The organism is Atlantibacter sp., assembly GCF_032062175.1.
In the GTDB taxonomy this organism is placed as follows: domain Bacteria; phylum Pseudomonadota; class Gammaproteobacteria; order Enterobacterales; family Enterobacteriaceae; genus Atlantibacter.
Genome location: NZ_DAMBQK010000015.1, coordinates 72,407 through 86,964, shown reverse-complemented (window position 1 = coordinate 86,964; position 14,558 = coordinate 72,407). Strand labels below are relative to the sequence as shown.

At 53.5% G+C, this 14,558-nt stretch carries 16 protein-coding genes; 10 read left to right on the top strand and 6 right to left on the bottom strand.

The features are described 5' to 3' along the window. Nucleotides 1–34: 34 nt before the first annotated feature. The 5 genes from RT120_RS14300 to RT120_RS14280 form a co-directional block, all read right to left on the bottom strand. On the bottom strand, nt 35–469 hold the full coding sequence (locus RT120_RS14300) for a GNAT family N-acetyltransferase (protein WP_312983502.1): 435 nt from the start codon (nt 467–469) through the stop codon (nt 35–37). Between the two features lie 147 nt (nt 470–616). Continuing rightward, a complete protein-coding gene (cspG, locus tag RT120_RS14295; protein WP_125294852.1) occupies nt 617–829 on the bottom strand; it encodes a cold shock protein CspG in 213 nt (70 codons plus the stop codon). 303 nt (nt 830–1,132) lie between these two features. Beyond that, nucleotides 1,133–2,179: an L-asparaginase 2 gene (gene ansB / locus RT120_RS14290; RefSeq protein WP_312983499.1), complete on the bottom strand. Its 1,047-nt coding sequence runs from the start codon at nt 2,177–2,179 to the stop codon at nt 1,133–1,135. Between the two features lie 209 nt (nt 2,180–2,388). Then, nucleotides 2,389–2,547 (bottom strand): YqaE/Pmp3 family membrane protein, encoded by a 159-nt coding sequence (locus tag RT120_RS14285; RefSeq protein WP_125294917.1) that lies wholly within the window; start codon nt 2,545–2,547, stop codon nt 2,389–2,391. Nucleotides 2,548–2,788: 241 nt separating this feature from the next. Then, nucleotides 2,789–3,100 (bottom strand): hypothetical protein, encoded by a 312-nt coding sequence (locus RT120_RS14280; protein WP_312983496.1) that lies wholly within the window; start codon nt 3,098–3,100, stop codon nt 2,789–2,791. 629 nt (nt 3,101–3,729) lie between these two features. On the opposite strand from RT120_RS14280, the gene RT120_RS14275 reads away from it, so the two are divergent. After that, nucleotides 3,730–4,182, top strand: coding sequence for an L-alanine exporter AlaE (locus tag RT120_RS14275; RefSeq protein ID WP_312983494.1), 453 nt, complete (start codon nt 3,730–3,732; stop codon nt 4,180–4,182). Between the two features lie 22 nt (nt 4,183–4,204). Here RT120_RS14275 and RT120_RS14270 read toward each other — a convergent pair whose 3' ends face one another. Then, complete coding sequence (locus RT120_RS14270; protein WP_312983492.1) at nt 4,205–4,549, bottom strand: DUF2002 family protein; 345 nt, start codon at nt 4,547–4,549, stop codon at nt 4,205–4,207. Between the two features lie 165 nt (nt 4,550–4,714). Here RT120_RS14270 and RT120_RS14265 point away from each other — a divergent pair, with 165 nt between their 5' ends. The 9 genes from RT120_RS14265 (at nt 4,715) to RT120_RS14225 (ending at nt 14,456) form a co-directional block, all read left to right on the top strand. Then, on the top strand, nt 4,715–5,044 hold the full coding sequence (locus RT120_RS14265; protein WP_312983490.1) for a DUF883 family protein: 330 nt from the start codon (nt 4,715–4,717) through the stop codon (nt 5,042–5,044). Between the two features lie 276 nt (nt 5,045–5,320). Next, nucleotides 5,321–5,566: a glutaredoxin-like protein NrdH gene (gene nrdH, locus RT120_RS14260; RefSeq protein WP_312983489.1), complete on the top strand. Its 246-nt coding sequence runs from the start codon at nt 5,321–5,323 to the stop codon at nt 5,564–5,566. Then, nucleotides 5,563–5,958: a class Ib ribonucleoside-diphosphate reductase assembly flavoprotein NrdI gene (gene nrdI / locus RT120_RS14255; RefSeq protein ID WP_312983487.1), complete on the top strand. Its 396-nt coding sequence runs from the start codon at nt 5,563–5,565 to the stop codon at nt 5,956–5,958. The genes nrdH and nrdI overlap by 4 nt, the downstream gene beginning before the upstream one ends. Nucleotides 5,959–5,972: 14 nt before the next feature. Next, on the top strand, nt 5,973–8,090 hold the full coding sequence (gene nrdE / locus RT120_RS14250) for a class 1b ribonucleoside-diphosphate reductase subunit alpha (RefSeq protein ID WP_312983546.1): 2,118 nt from the start codon (nt 5,973–5,975) through the stop codon (nt 8,088–8,090). Nucleotides 8,091–8,094: 4 nt separating this feature from the next. Continuing rightward, nucleotides 8,095–9,054: a class 1b ribonucleoside-diphosphate reductase subunit beta gene (gene nrdF, locus RT120_RS14245; RefSeq protein WP_312983485.1), complete on the top strand. Its 960-nt coding sequence runs from the start codon at nt 8,095–8,097 to the stop codon at nt 9,052–9,054. Nucleotides 9,055–9,432: 378 nt separating this feature from the next. After that, nucleotides 9,433–10,635: a glycine betaine/L-proline ABC transporter ATP-binding protein ProV gene (gene proV / locus RT120_RS14240; protein WP_312983484.1), complete on the top strand. Its 1,203-nt coding sequence runs from the start codon at nt 9,433–9,435 to the stop codon at nt 10,633–10,635. Then, nucleotides 10,628–11,695 (top strand): glycine betaine/L-proline ABC transporter permease ProW, encoded by a 1,068-nt coding sequence (gene proW / locus RT120_RS14235; RefSeq protein WP_312983482.1) that lies wholly within the window; start codon nt 10,628–10,630, stop codon nt 11,693–11,695. Before proV ends, proW begins: the two co-directional genes overlap by 8 nt. A 72-nt stretch (nt 11,696–11,767) precedes the next feature. Continuing rightward, nucleotides 11,768–12,763, top strand: a complete 996-nt coding sequence (proX, locus tag RT120_RS14230; RefSeq protein ID WP_312983479.1) for a glycine betaine/L-proline ABC transporter substrate-binding protein ProX — start codon at nt 11,768–11,770, stop codon at nt 12,761–12,763. A 508-nt stretch (nt 12,764–13,271) separates the two neighbouring features. Continuing rightward, nucleotides 13,272–14,456, top strand: a complete 1,185-nt coding sequence (locus tag RT120_RS14225) for an MFS transporter (RefSeq protein ID WP_312983477.1) — start codon at nt 13,272–13,274, stop codon at nt 14,454–14,456. The last annotated feature ends 102 nt before the right edge of the window (nt 14,457–14,558 follow it).

Genomic DNA, 14,558 nt, shown 5'->3' with positions numbered 1-14,558 from the left:
CTATCGCGGCAGCATCCTGCGCCAGGATATTTTTTTAACGGGGCTTCACATAACGCATATGCAAAAGCGGAAAAGGGCGACCCTGACCATCCAGTGCGGAGCGCCCAACCACCTCGAAGCCGCAGTGTTGATAGAACGCCAGCGCCTGTGGGTTTTGTTCATTTACGTCCAACTGGTTTGCGCCCTGCTCAACCGCCCACGTCAATAACGCGCGGCCGATTCCCTTTCCCCGGCTGCTGGCATGAATAAACAGCATTTCAATCGCCTCGCCCGCAAGGCCGACAAAACCCTGGATTTGGCCTTGCGGATCGCGCCAGACGCGTAATGTCACCATCGGGAAATAGTCGGGGATTTGTGTGCGTAACGCGGCAATGTCTTGTTCAGTAAGAAAATGATGGGTGGCGCGCACTGCGCTTTCCCAGACAGGGATAAGGGAGGGAAATTCTTGCGGGGTTACGGTGGTAATCATATTCATCCTTAATTTTGTGTGGATGAAAGGATACCAGAGAAGGGTTCAGACATAAAAAAACCCGCTCAGTGGCGGGTTTTATCGCTTTATTTAACTGCTCGGGTTAAACCGTCTTCGCTATCGTAAATCAAGCGAGAGATTCAGCACTTACAGAACAACAACGTTCGCAGCAGCCGGGCCTTTAGCGCCGTTCTCGATAGAGAATTCTACTTTCTGGTTGTCTTCCAGAACTTTAAAGCCGTTAGTCTGGATTGCGGAGAAGTGTACGAACACGTCTTTGCCGCCGTTGTCAGGAGTGATGAAGCCGAAACCTTTATCAGCGTTGAACCATTTTACTAAACCAGTCATTTTATTAGACATTGATACTTCCTCGAAAAATTATATTGCCGCTCGATGCGGATATCGTGGCTCGCGTTGCAGAATTAACTTATTTAGAAGCTTAGGAGGAGACTCACGAGAAGGGGTATCAAAGATAACGCTCTAACTGAGGACTGCTTTACTAAAACTGCTTTCATAAGGTCTGTCTGACAAACCGAGGGCAATAATACAGGCGTAGAATAGTTTAGCAAGAACTATTTTCATCTGGCGGTTTTATCAACTATTTCCTGATGTTTCAGCGTCTCGCTTAAAACGGCGGAGCCTGAAGCCAGGCTCCGCTGAAAATCAGTACTGATTAAACATGGTCTGGATCTGTTGCGGATCGCTGGTTTGCGTCAATGCCAGTTGCAGCAAAACGCGCGCTTTTTGCGGATTCAACGTACCGGAGGCAACAAAACCGTATTTGGCGTCATCCACTTCGGCATCCTGGGTCGTGGAACCCGTCGGCACACGCGATGAACGCACCACGGCGATGCCGTTATGCGCAGCGGTCGCCAGGCTATCGAACACAGTTTTATACAGATTACCGTTACCCACGCCTGCGCTGACGATGCCTTTATAACCGCCCTCCACCAGCGCTTTCACCGGCAGGTCCGAGGCGTTAGCGTAGTTATAAACAATCCCCACTTTGGGCAGTTCCGTCAGATTGTTGACGTTAAAAGGCGTGTGAGTTGTGTGCTTACGGGCCGGAGCACGCTGGTAGTCGACTTTACCGTTATGGATATAACCTAACGGGCCGAAGTTGACGCCCCGGAATGTGGCGACATCGGTAGTGTTGGTTTTGGTCACGTCACGGCCATCGAGCACCGTATCGTTCATCGCCACCAGCACCCCACGATTAGCGGATTGCGGATCGGCGGCGGTAATCACGGCGTTATACAGATTAAAGGGGCCATCGGCGCTCATGGCCGTCGAAGGGCGCATAGCGCCTACCATCACGACCGGCTTGTTGCATTTCACCGTCAAATCCAGGAAGTACGCCGTTTCCTCCATGGTGTCGGTGCCGTGAGTAATCACGAAGCCATCCGTGTTATCGCAGTCGCTGTTGATTTTCTTCGCCAGCGTTAACCAGACGTCGTCATTCATATCCTGAGAGCCGATGCTGACGACCTGCTCCCCTTTGATTTGGGCAATGGTCTTTAATTCAGGTACTGCCTCCACCAGGTTTTCAACCGTAACTTTACCGGCCTTGTAGGCGGACTGGGTGGCTGACGCGCCGCCGCCCGCAATGGTGCCACCGGTTGCCAGAATGGTGATATGAGGTAAAGCCAGCGCGGCGCTGCTGCATCCCATCACAAAAGCCGCCAGAATCGTCTTTCTAAATAACGCCATGTGCACTCTCCATCGGTTTTAGTTTGCGCGAATTATCCCTGTCAGGCGCATAAAAAATGTGACATATCGCCCTTTGCTGCGCATTTACGCTAAGGAAATTCTAAATTTTAGAGATAGATACCAAAAAAGCGGTAGAAAGGCGTTTTAACGGGTGCGGAAAGTGGAGCGGGAAAACACGACGGCCCAGCGAGATGCTGAGCCGTTGATATTTACGGGCGCGACTGGACCCAAAATGCGTGGATCAGGCCCGGAATATAACCAAGCAGGGTAAGAATGATATTGAGTATAAAAGCCATCCCGAATCCTTTACCCAATAACACGCCCAGCGGTGGCAAAAGAATAGTAATAACAATTCTCCAGAAACCCATATTTACTCCCTTATTATGCAGGTGGTTATAAATCATCGTTTTTTCAAAGTTTAGCTTGCCGTTAGCAAAACGCCACTGTGATGACATTACTTTACCGATAACCACTGCAGTATACAGAGCAGGTTTACATGTACTTCAGTAGAATCATTTTAAGATTATTACTATTTTAACCTCGATGATGGCGATTAATAACTGTTGCCGTTCCCTTTCTCGCAAACTAAGCGCTTTGGGATTGAACCATTCAGAATGCCAGCCTTTCTCGCCCCGCCTGTAGTCCGGCATGATAGCTAATCTCAGATAACAGCAGCACAATGCGAGACGCCAGGCTTATTAATTCCGGCTCAGTTAATTTATCTATTCTTGTCGCCAGCGGATCGCTAAACATCGCTTTAATATTTTTGAGATCCTGGGATAGTTTATCCGGCAACTCATTTTCATTAAGGTGTATCAACTCATTAAAATAAACATAAAGTAATTTTTTATTGAGAGGCGCATCATGCACTAATTCGACAATTAAATGTGCAAGCCGCCAACTTACTGCGCGTAAATTCATTATTTTCCATCCTTAAATATCATGACGGAAGAATATGGCAAACCGGCTGAGCTTTCCATAACCTCTTAATGAGTTTTATTAACGATTAAATCTAATAATATTTAATATATTGACGTGATGAATGATTACACACGCGTTGGCAATGGCGGAACGATCATTGAAAATGACTCCAATTGCCTTCCTGATGCTTGTTTATGCATTCAACTGCGATCAACTGCGATTTTACGCCTCTTTACGCTGAGTTTTTCCTGCTGGTAAGGCTATTTTTAATGATAAAAAGCTCTATTTAAAACCGCATTCTCCTTTAAGAAAGCATCTCATACCGAAAATTCTTAATCACACCAAAAAGAACCTAAAAGCACCAGAACAAAATGACAATTAACTTATTGATTTTATTTTGTTTTTAAATTACCTCAATTATTTATAAGGGAGATACGCACAAAACATGCATTTCAGAGAATATTATCGATAAAAAGGCATTAAATAAAAATTAATAGCTAGTTGTTAGTTCATATCCAGCAAGATAATCTAATGAAAACGTAAAAGCCGAATCATATAACTGGCATGTCGACATTGACCATCATAATGCCTTTTTCCGTTAACCGCTTATTTTACAAAGGAGTGCTGACATGTTCTCGCCCCACTCGCGCCTGCGTCATGCGGCGGCGGACACTTTCGCTATGGTGGTGTATTGTTTTGCTGTTGGGATGGTTATTGAGATTTTCATCTCCGGCATGACCTTTGAACAGTCACTCTCTTCTCGTCTGGTGTCTATCCCGGTCAACATACTTATAGCCTGGCCTTATGGGATCTACCGGGATTATTTTATTCGCCAGGCAAAACGCGCCAGTGCAAACAGTTGGGCGAAGAATCTGGCGGACGTGCTGGCCTATGTTACGTTCCAGTCGCCGGTGTACGCATTGATTCTGTTATTTGTGGGTGCAGACTGGCACCAGATGGTCGCGGCGGTGAGTTCCAACGCGCTGATCTCGATGTTGATGGGCGCAGCCTACGGCTACTTCCTGGATTATTGCCGCCGCCTGTTCCGGGTTGCTGAAGCTCAGCCGCGCGTTCAGTTATAACGGCGGCATAGCAAAAATCGAATCACTGCGGCTCGCCGAATAAACCGCAGAGATAGCGCTCCAGTGCCATACGGGAGCTAAACCCATGCGGGATACCATAGTGCTGTTCCGCTTCTCCACCCAGATACAGCGGGAACTGCTGATAGTGATCGCTGGTTTTGATCTCTGAGGCCGGCTCGGCAAGGGTCTGGCTGCGTTCTTTCAGCGTCGGGTGGATAATTAATGCCGTACGGCCCATCCGCGCTTCACGGTTCACATAAACATAAGCTTCACCACGGCGATAGCCATAGGTTTTCGGCGTTACCTCCTGCATGGTAAAGCCCACTTTCTCAAGAACGCGCGCTACCTCATCGGGTCGTAAATACATTTTTTTTCCTCGTCATCTTTTCACTGCGTTGCCAACCTTACAGTAAGGAGCATTAGCAACGCTTTCGGAAAAGTCCATAAACCGCCTCATAAGGCGTGACCCACCTCAACGGCAAACAATTCTGGTCTACACTGTTAAACACAGCTAACCCATTGGAGAATTACAATGTTTAACAAAATAAACCGTAAGCAAGCTGATGATGGCGTTCAGGAAATTAATGACGATGTAAGCCGTCTGGCGGACTCACTGGAGGATGTGCTGAAGTCCTGGGGAAGCGATGCGAAGGACGAAGCCGAAGCAGCACGCCGTAAAGCAAAATCTTTGCTGCGCGAAACTCGCGCCCGGATGAGTGGCCGTAATGGCGTTAGCCAGGCCGCCTGTGACGCGATGGGCTGCGCGGATACGTATGTTCGCCGCAACCCGTGGTGCAGCGTTGGTGTCGCCGCAGCAGCGGGGATTTTTATCGGTGCCCTGCTCAACTGTGGCCGTAAATAATCGCCCCACTGATCTCCAGACGCCCTGGCAGCCGCCGGGGTTTTTTTTTGCCTCCCCTACGACCACACCTTAAATTTTCACCGATTCGCCATCTCCTGGGCGGCGATGCCCTGCCCGCGCCTCGCTGTTTAGTGACGGCATGAGTTAGCTAAAATAACTATATATTGTGCGGTTGAATCTAAAACAATCTACATCTAGTATCTATAACATCACCCAACCCCTGTGACACTACCAGCGAAACACCACGTAGCGTCATCATAGATGGAAATACGAATCATGCGCATTACTATTTACACTCGAAGCGACTGTGTTCAGTGCCATGCAACCAAACGCGCAATTGAAAGCCGGGGCCTTGAGTTTGAACTGGTGAATCTGGATACCCAACCGGAAGCCATAGAAGAATTACGCGCCCGGGGTTTTCGTCAACTGCCGGTAGTGATCGCCGATGCGTTGAGCTGGTCCGGTTTTCGCCCGGACATGATCAACCGGCTGCGCCCGGCACAGCAGGCGGCGAACGCATGAGCCAGCTGGTCTACTTTTCCAGCCGCTCCGAAAACACCCATCGCTTTATTGAGCGGCTGGGATTAACGGCGCTGCGCATCGCCATTGATGGCAAAGCGCGTTTAAAAGTGGACCAGCCCTACATCCTGGTGGTGCCCAGCTACGGCGGCGGCGAAACCAAAGGCGCGGTGCCGCGCCAGGTTATCCAGTTTCTTAACGATGAACAGAACCGCATGTTGCTGCGCGGCGTGATCGCGGCGGGTAATCGTAACTTCGGCGAGGCGTTTTGCCGGGCCGGTGAGGTTATCGCCCAAAAATGCCAGGTGCCTTATCTCTACCGCTTCGAATTAATGGGCACGATGCGCGACATCGAAAACGTGCGTAAGGGAGTGAACGAATTTTGGCAACGATAGAAAATTCACCGGTGATGTCTGGCACGCCGGATTACCATGCGCTGAACGCCATGCTGAATCTTTACGATCCGCAGGGCCGCATTCAGTTTGAAAAAGACAAGCAGGCGGTGGCCTCGTTTATGGCGCATCACGTGCTGCCAAACAGCGTGGCGTTTACCAACCAGCAGGCGCGGCTGCGTTGGCTGGTCGAGGAGAACTACTACGATCCGGCGGTGTTAACTCGCTATAGCGAGGATTTTATCCTCCAGCTTTTCGCCCATGCCCACAGCGCCGGTTTCCAGTTCCAGACTTTTCTCGGCGCATGGAAGTTTTACACCAGCTATACGCTAAAAACCTTCGATGGTAAGCGCTACCTTGAACACTTCCCGGATCGCGCCTGCATGGTGGCGTTAACCCTGGCCCAGGGCGATGAAAGCCAGGCCACCGCCATGCTCGATGAAATCCTCAGCGGACGTTTTCAACCTGCTACCCCAACTTTCCTCAACTGCGGTAAACAGCAGCGCGGTGAGCTGGTTTCCTGCTTCCTGTTGCGTATTGAAGACAATATGGAGTCCATTGGCCGGGCGGTGAACGCCGCGCTGCAACTGTCAAAACGCGGCGGCGGCGTGGCTTTCTTACTGTCGAACTTACGCGAGGCCGGGGCGCCGATTAAGCGTATAGAAAACCAGTCGTCGGGCGTGATCCCGGTGATGAAAATGCTCGAAGACGCGTTTTCTTACGCCAACCAGTTAGGCGCGCGCCAGGGTGCGGGTGCGGTGTATTTGCACGCCCACCACCCGGATATTCTGCGTTTTCTGGATACCAAACGGGAAAACGCCGACGAGAAGATTCGTATAAAAACGCTCTCACTGGGTGTGGTGATCCCGGATATCACCTTCCAGCTTGCTAAACAGAACGCGCAGATGGCGCTGTTCTCGCCCTATGACGTGGAGCGGCTGTACGGCAAAGCCTTCGGGGATATCAGCATTAGCGCGCTGTACCCCACCCTGGTGGCCGATGAACGGGTGCGTAAGAGCTGGATCAACGCGCGCGATTTCTTCCAGACGCTGGCGGAAATCCAGTTTGAGTCAGGTTACCCGTATTTGATGTTTGAAGACACGGTCAACCGCGCCAACCCAATCGCCGGGCATATCAACATGAGCAACCTGTGCTCGGAGATTTTGCAGGTCAACAGCCCGTCGCAGTATGACGAAAACCTCGATTACGCCACGGTGGGGAAAGATATTTCCTGCAACCTCGGCTCGCTGAACATTGCTCACGCTATGGACGCCCCGAATTTTGGCCGCACCGTGGAGATGGCGGTGCGGGCGCTGACGGCAGTTTCCGATATGAGCCAGATCCGCAGCGTGCCATCGGTGGAGGCGGGCAACAACGCCTCGCACGCCATCGGGCTTGGGCAGATGAACCTGCACGGCTATCTGGCGCGAGAAGGCATCGCCTACGGTTCGCCGGAGGGGCTCGACTTCACCAATCTCTATTTCTACACCGTCACCTGGCACGCGCTCCATACTTCAATGCTGCTGGCGAAAGAGCGCAACGCGCGCTTTGCCGGGTTTGAACAGTCGCGCTACGCCAGCGGAGAATACTTCACGCAATATCTGGCCCAGCACTGGCAGCCCAAAACGGCGAAAGTCGCCCGGTTGTTTGACCGGGCAGGCATTACGCTGCCAACCCGGGAGATGTGGCAGCAGTTGCGCGACGATGTGATGCGCTACGGCATTTATAACCAGAATTTGCAGGCTATCCCGCCGACCGGGTCGATCTCCTATATCAACCACGCCACGTCGAGCATTCACCCGATCGTGTCGCGCATTGAGATCCGCAAAGAGGGCAAAACGGGCCGGGTTTACTACCCCGCGCCGTTTATGACCAACGACAACGTGGCGCTGTATCAGGACGCCTACGAAATCGGGCCGGAGAAAATTATCGACACCTATGCCGAAGCCACGCGCCACGTCGATCAGGGGCTGTCGTTAACGCTGTTTTTCCCGGATACCGCCACCACCCGCGATATCAACAAGGCGCAAATTTACGCCTGGAAAAAGGGCATCAAAACCCTGTACTACATCCGCCTGCGCCAGTTGGCGCTTGAAGGCACCGAAATTGAGGGATGCGTCTCCTGCGCATTATAACGCCATGACATTAACCCGAATCAGCGCCATTAACTGGAACAAAATCCAGGACGATAAAGACCTTGAGGTCTGGAACCGGCTGACCAGCAATTTCTGGCTGCCGGAAAAAGTGCCGCTCTCTAATGATATTCCGGCGTGGCAGTCGCTCACCCCGCAGGAACAGCAGCTGACCATCCGCGTGTTTACCGGGCTGACGCTGCTGGATACGGTGCAAAACAGCGTTGGCGCGCCCGCGCTGATGCCCGACGCGCTGACGCCCCATGAAGAAGCCGTGCTGTCGAACATCTGTTTTATGGAAGCGGTACACGCCCGCTCGTACAGTTCGATTTTCTCAACGCTATGCCAGACCAAAGACGTCGATGCCGCCTACGTCTGGAGTGAGAACAACGCGCCGCTGCAACACAAAGCCCAGCTAATCCTTGCGCATTACCGCAGTGACTGTCCGTTTAAAAAGAAAATCGCCAGCGTGTTTCTGGAATCATTTCTGTTTTACTCCGGTTTCTACCTGCCGATGTACTGGTCGAGCCGGGGCAAACTGACCAACACCGCCGATTTGATCCGCCTGATCATCCGCGACGAAGCGGTACACGGGTATTACATCGGCTACAAATATCAGCAGGGATTAATCGGCCAGGACGCCGCCACCCGCGAGTCACTCAAGCATTGCGCGCTGGATTTGATGATGGATCTGTATGAAAACGAAACGGTTTATACCCGCGAACTGTACGGCGACGTGGGTTGGGTGGACGACGTCAACGCTTTCCTGTGTTACAACGCCAACAAAGCATTAATGAATCTTGGCTACGAGGCGCTGTTCCCGCCGGAAATGGCGGACGTTAACCCGGCGATCCTCGCCGCGCTGTCGCCTAACGCCGATGAAAACCACGACTTTTTCTCCGGCTCCGGCTCATCTTATGTGATGGGAAAAGCGGTGGAAACCGAGGACGACGACTGGGATTTCTGACCGGTTTTTGACATTTTTATGACACCTAAAAACGCACGCAAAATATATTCTGATGAGCGTGCGTTTCCTTTTGTGATTACCCTCGCATTACTGCCGACAATCAGGAATAACCCCTGGCGCATTATTGATAAATAAGCCTGCCGAAAGCATCGCTTTCACCGGCAAATTGGCTATCAAAATCAAAAAATATTCATTTTTTTCGATTGCCGCTCAGCCCTTATATCATGGGAAATGCGCGCCATTCGCTTGCTGTTATTGGCCTCCCATGCGGGATAGCAAGGGTTGCCTCAGATTGAGAGTGTGTTAGGGTAATGTCCGTTCATTATTTCCTGCAGGAATGAAACCGTTATCGATAAATAACAGGACCACGACCATTGCATGGCAATTAAATTAGAAATTAAGAATCTGTATAAAATATTTGGAGAAAATCCACAGCGCGCCTTTAAATATATTGATAAAGGCCTTTCGAAAGAAGAAATACTGGAAAAAACCGGGCTTTCACTTGGCGTTATCAACGCCAGTCTGGCCATTGAAGAAGGCGAGATATTCGTCATCATGGGGTTATCCGGCTCAGGAAAATCAACCATGGTTCGCCTTCTCAATCGCCTGATTGAACCCACCCGGGGGCAGGTGCTGATTGACGGCGAAGACATTGCCAAAATATCAGACGCGAAGCTCTCTGAGGTGCGCAAAAAGAAAATTGCGATGGTTTTCCAGTCATTTGCGCTGATGCCCCATATGACGGTATTAAATAATGCCGCCTTTGGCATGGAATTAGCGGGCGTAGGTTTACAGGAGCGCCAGGAAAAAGCGCTGGAAGCCTTACGTCAGGTTGGGCTGGAGAATTATGCCCATGCTTATCCGGATGAATTATCCGGCGGGATGCGTCAGCGCGTCGGATTAGCCCGCGCATTGGCGATTAACCCGGATATTTTGTTAATGGACGAAGCCTTCTCGGCCCTCGATCCGTTAATTCGCAGCGAAATGCAGGATGAGCTGATTAAGCTTCAGTCCAGGCATCAGCGCACCATTGTATTTATTTCTCACGATCTCGATGAAGCCATGCGAATTGGCGACCGAATTGCGATTATGCAAAATGGCGAGGTAGTGCAAATCGGCACGCCGGATGAAATCCTTAATAATCCGGCCAATGATTATGTGCGCACCTTCTTCCGTGGCGTGGATATTAGCCAGGTGTTTAGCGCCAAAGATATCGCCCGCCGTACGCCGGTTGGCTTGATTCGCAAAACCCCAGGCTTTGGCCCGCGCTCGGCGCTGAAACTTTTGCAGGATGAAGATCGCGAGTTCGGCTATGTGCTTGAACGCGGCCAAAAATTCGTTGGCATTGTCTCTATCGATTCCCTGAAAACCGCGCTGGCTGCGGGCGCAGGTCTCGACAACGCGCTGCTGGACACTCCCGCCGCCGTCGACGCCCAGACGCCGCTCAGCGAACTGCTGTCCGTTGTCGGCCAGGCACCCTGTGCGGTGCCGGTGGTCGGCGAAGAGGGACAGTACGTGGGCATCATCTCGAAAGGGGTGCTGTTGCAGGCATTAGATCGTGAGGGGGCAACCAATGAGTAACGAAACCAATCCGTGGGATACCGGCAGCCAGGCTGCCGACAGCGCGGCCAGCACCGCCGATGCATGGGGAACGCCTGCCGCCACGCCGCAGGATACCTCCGCCGCCGACTGGCTGACCAGCGCGCCGGCACCCGCGCCGGAGCATTTCAACATTCTCGATCCGTTCCACAAGACGCTGATCCCGCTCGACAGCTGGGTCACACAGGGGATCGATTGGGTAGTAATGCACTTCCGCCCGGTGTTCCAGGGTATTCGCGTGCCGGTAGATTATATTCTCGGCGCATTCCAACAGCTGCTGTTAGGGATGCCTGCGCCGGTAGCGATCATTCTGTTCGCACTGATCGCCTGGCAGATTTCCAGCCTCGGCATGGGCGTAGCCACGCTGATTTCGCTGATCGCGATCGGCGCGATTGGCGCCTGGTCGCAGGCGATGATCACCCTGGCGCTGGTCCTGACCGCCCTGCTGTTCTGCATCATCATCGGCCTGCCGATGGGGATCTGGCTGGCGCGCAGTCCGGGTGCCGCGAAAGTGATCCGCCCCCTGCTGGATGCCATGCAGACCACGCCCGCGTTCGTGTACCTGGTACCCATCGTGATGCTGTTTGGTATCGGCAACGTGCCGGGCGTGGTGGTGACGATTATCTTTGCCCTGCCGCCGGTGGTTCGTCTGACCATTCTGGGGATCAACCAGGTACCAGCAGACTTGATTGAGGCGTCGCGCTCCTTCGGGGCCAGCCCACGCCAGATGCTGTTTAAAGTACAGCTGCCGCTGGCGATGCCGACCATCATGGCAGGCGTGAACCAGACGCTGATGCTGGCGCTCTCGATGGTGGTGATCGCCTCGATGATCGCCGTGGGCGGTCTCGGCCAGATGGTACTGCGCGGCATTGGCCGTCTGGATATGGGCCTGGCCACCGTAGGCGGCGTGGGGATTGTGATCCTCGCGATTATCCTTGACCGTCTGACTCAGGCGATGGGCCGCGATGCCCGTTCGCGTGGCAACCGCCGCTGGTATGCCACCGGGCCGATTGGCCTGCTGATCCGTCCTTTCTCGAAATAAACCGCGAGTACCTCCGGGGCGGCAGGCGTTCGCCGCCCCGCTTCCCTTCTTTACTCAAAAAAAGGAACAACGATGCGACACAGCCTGATTTTAGCCACAGCCATTGCCACCCTTGTTTCCACCCCTGCGTTTGCCGCCAATCTGCCGGGTAAAGGCATTACCGTTCAGCCGGTACAGAGCACCATTTCCGAAGAGTCGTTCCAGACGCTGCTGGTGAGCCGCGCGCTGGAGAAGCTCGGCTACACCGTGAATAAAACCAGCGAAGTCGATTACAACGTTGGCTACACCTCGATTGCTTCTGGCGACGCCACCTTTACTGCCGTTAACTGGCAGCCGCTGCACGACGACATGTACAAAGCCGCTGGCGGCGATAACAAATTCTATCGCGAAGGGGTATTTGTCACCGGCGCGGCACAGGGTTACCTGATCGACAAGAAAACCGCCGAACAGTACAAGATTACCCGCATCGACCAGCTTAAAGATCCGAAAATCGCTAAACTGTTCGACGGAAACGGTGACGGCAAAGCCGACATGATGGGCTGCTCGCCGGGCTGGGGTTGTGAAGCGGTGATTAACCACCAGAACAAAGCCTTCGAGCTGGAAAACACCGTGACCGTTAATCACGGCAACTACGCCGCAATGATGGCCGACACCATCGCCCGCTATAAAGAAGGCAAACCGGTGCTCTACTACACCTGGACGCCGTACTGGGTAAGCGACGTACTGAAACCGGGTAAAGATGTGGTATGGCTACAGGTGCCGTTCTCCTCCCTGCCGGGCGAGCAGAAAGATATCGACACCAAACTGCCGAACGGCGCGAACTATGGCTTCCCGGTGAACACCATGCACATCGTGGCGAACAAAGCCTGGGCCGAGAAAAACCCGGCGGCGGCGAAACTCTTCGCCCTGATGAAACTGCCGATTGCCGATATCAATGCCCAGAACGCCATGATGCACGACGGCAAAGCCTCTGAAGCCGATATCCAGGGCCACGTCGACGGCTGGATCAAAGCCCACCAGCAGCAATTCGACGGCTGGATCAACGAAGCGTTAAAAGCACAGAAGTAACCCTCATAAAAATTATCCGCACTGAAGCCAAAGCCAGTGGGTTTTGGTCCGGCATCAAAATCGCCGAGGCGCAATCGACGAGCCAGGTCAGGCCCGCATGGACAAAAGCGCCGGGAGCGCTTTTGAACAACGCTTGCGTTGGCCCCGAAGGGGCGAGGCCCATGGATGGGCCGAGTAATCCGGGCCTGAGGGCGAGAAAGGCAGGATGCCGTATCTCGCCCGACCTGAAGCGAGGAGATGGAGCCGAGGGCAGCGGCGAAGCCGCCGATTTTGTTGGCCGGGAGCGGGGATTGCAAAGGGGGATGCGGAATCCCCCTTTGCCCGTTCGCCGATGACCATGCCGCATAAATCCCCAAACGCTTAGCGAACGGAACATTCCACCGCTCTCAAAAAAAATCTTCCCCCCCTCCCCCCACCGCACATTCCGACACTCAACAATTTAATAACATCCATCAATGATGCGCTATCATGCCCGCCTGGCAAGAACGTATAAACCTGAATCAAAATAATGACAAAAACACCCCAAGGGCTTAGCCCCGCGCTCATCGCGCTGATGTCCCTCGCTACCGGCCTCGCGGTAGCCAGCAACTACTATGCGCAACCATTGCTCGATACCATCGCCACCGCGTTTGACCTGTCGGTCAACCAGGCCGGGTTTATCGTGACCGCTGCCCAGTTGGGCTACGCGGCAGGCTTACTGTTCCTGGTGCCGCTCGGCGATATGTTTGAACGGCGCACCCTGATTGTCTCAATGACTCTCCTGGCAGCCGGCGGGATGCTGATCACCGCCAGCAGCCATTCCCTGTGGATGATGATTCTGGGCACCGCGCTCACCGGGCTGTTTTCGGTAGTGGCGCAAATTCTGGTGCCGCTGGCCGCGACCCTCGCCAGCCCGGACAAACGCGGTAAAGTGGTCGGCACCATTATGAGTGGCCTGCTATTGGGGATTTTGCTGGCGCGTACCGTTGCGGGATTGCTGGCGAATCTCGGCGGCTGGCGCACCGTTTACTGGGTAGCCTCGGTGCTGATGGCGCTGATGGCGATTGCCCTGTGGCGCGGCCTGCCGGTGGCGAAGCCCCAGACCCACCTGAATTACCCGCAGCTATTGCGCTCGGTATTCACGCTGTTTATCCACGATAAACTGCTACGCACCCGCGCGGCGCTCGGCTGCCTGACCTTCGCCAACTTCAGCATTCTCTGGACCTCGATGGCGTTTCTGCTGGCCGCGCCACCGTTTAACTTCTCCGAAGGCACCATCGGGCTGTTTGGCCTGGCAGGCGCAGCGGGCGCGTTAGGCGCGCGTCCGGCGGGCGGCCTGGCGGATAAAGGCAAATCGCATCTCACCACCACCGCCGGGCTGGTGCTGTTGCTGCTGTCGTGGATTGCCATCGCTCTCGGCCAGGCCTCGGTACTGGCGCTGATTATCGGCATTCTGGTGCTCGACCTGACGGTGCAGGGCGTGCACATCACCAACCAGAGCGTGATTTACCGCATCCATCCCGATGCCCGTAACCGTCTTACCGCAGGCTATATGACCAGCTATTTTATCGGCGGCGCGGCGGGCTCGTTAATTTCCGCCTCAGCCTATCAACATGCCGGCTGGAACGGGGTGTGTATTGCGGGCGCGACCGTGGCGCTTCTGAATTTACTGGTGTGGTGGAAAGGTTATCACCGCCATAACGGTCAGGGATAAAAGCGGGCGGCTTTACTTATCCAATTGTGCTTAAGGGTGTTAAGGCGGTTAAGTCTCTGTTAAGGTTAACAGGATCTATTCATCCCAGTGATTTTACCGTAG

Coding starts and splice junctions, on each gene's coding strand:
- proX (WP_312983479.1), top strand. CDS start 11,768: ATGCGACACAGCCTGATTTTAGCCACAGCCATTGCCACCCTTGTTTCC.
- RT120_RS14270 (WP_312983492.1), bottom strand. CDS start 4,549: ATGTATTTACGACCCGATGAGGTAGCGCGCGTTCTTGAGAAAGTGGGC.
- nrdF (WP_312983485.1), top strand. CDS start 8,095: ATGACATTAACCCGAATCAGCGCCATTAACTGGAACAAAATCCAGGAC.
- proW (WP_312983482.1), top strand. CDS start 10,628: ATGAGTAACGAAACCAATCCGTGGGATACCGGCAGCCAGGCTGCCGAC.
- RT120_RS14225 (WP_312983477.1), top strand. CDS start 13,272: ATGACAAAAACACCCCAAGGGCTTAGCCCCGCGCTCATCGCGCTGATG.
- RT120_RS14280 (WP_312983496.1), bottom strand. CDS start 3,100: ATGAATTTACGCGCAGTAAGTTGGCGGCTTGCACATTTAATTGTCGAA.
- RT120_RS14300 (WP_312983502.1), bottom strand. CDS start 469: ATGATTACCACCGTAACCCCGCAAGAATTTCCCTCCCTTATCCCTGTC.
- RT120_RS14285 (WP_125294917.1), bottom strand. CDS start 2,547: ATGGGTTTCTGGAGAATTGTTATTACTATTCTTTTGCCACCGCTGGGC.
- RT120_RS14265 (WP_312983490.1), top strand. CDS start 4,715: ATGTTTAACAAAATAAACCGTAAGCAAGCTGATGATGGCGTTCAGGAA.
- cspG (WP_125294852.1), bottom strand. CDS start 829: ATGTCTAATAAAATGACTGGTTTAGTAAAATGGTTCAACGCTGATAAA.
- nrdH (WP_312983489.1), top strand. CDS start 5,321: ATGCGCATTACTATTTACACTCGAAGCGACTGTGTTCAGTGCCATGCA.
- nrdI (WP_312983487.1), top strand. CDS start 5,563: ATGAGCCAGCTGGTCTACTTTTCCAGCCGCTCCGAAAACACCCATCGC.
- nrdE (WP_312983546.1), top strand. CDS start 5,973: ATGTCTGGCACGCCGGATTACCATGCGCTGAACGCCATGCTGAATCTT.
- ansB (WP_312983499.1), bottom strand. CDS start 2,179: ATGGCGTTATTTAGAAAGACGATTCTGGCGGCTTTTGTGATGGGATGC.
- proV (WP_312983484.1), top strand. CDS start 9,433: ATGGCAATTAAATTAGAAATTAAGAATCTGTATAAAATATTTGGAGAA.
- RT120_RS14275 (WP_312983494.1), top strand. CDS start 3,730: ATGTTCTCGCCCCACTCGCGCCTGCGTCATGCGGCGGCGGACACTTTC.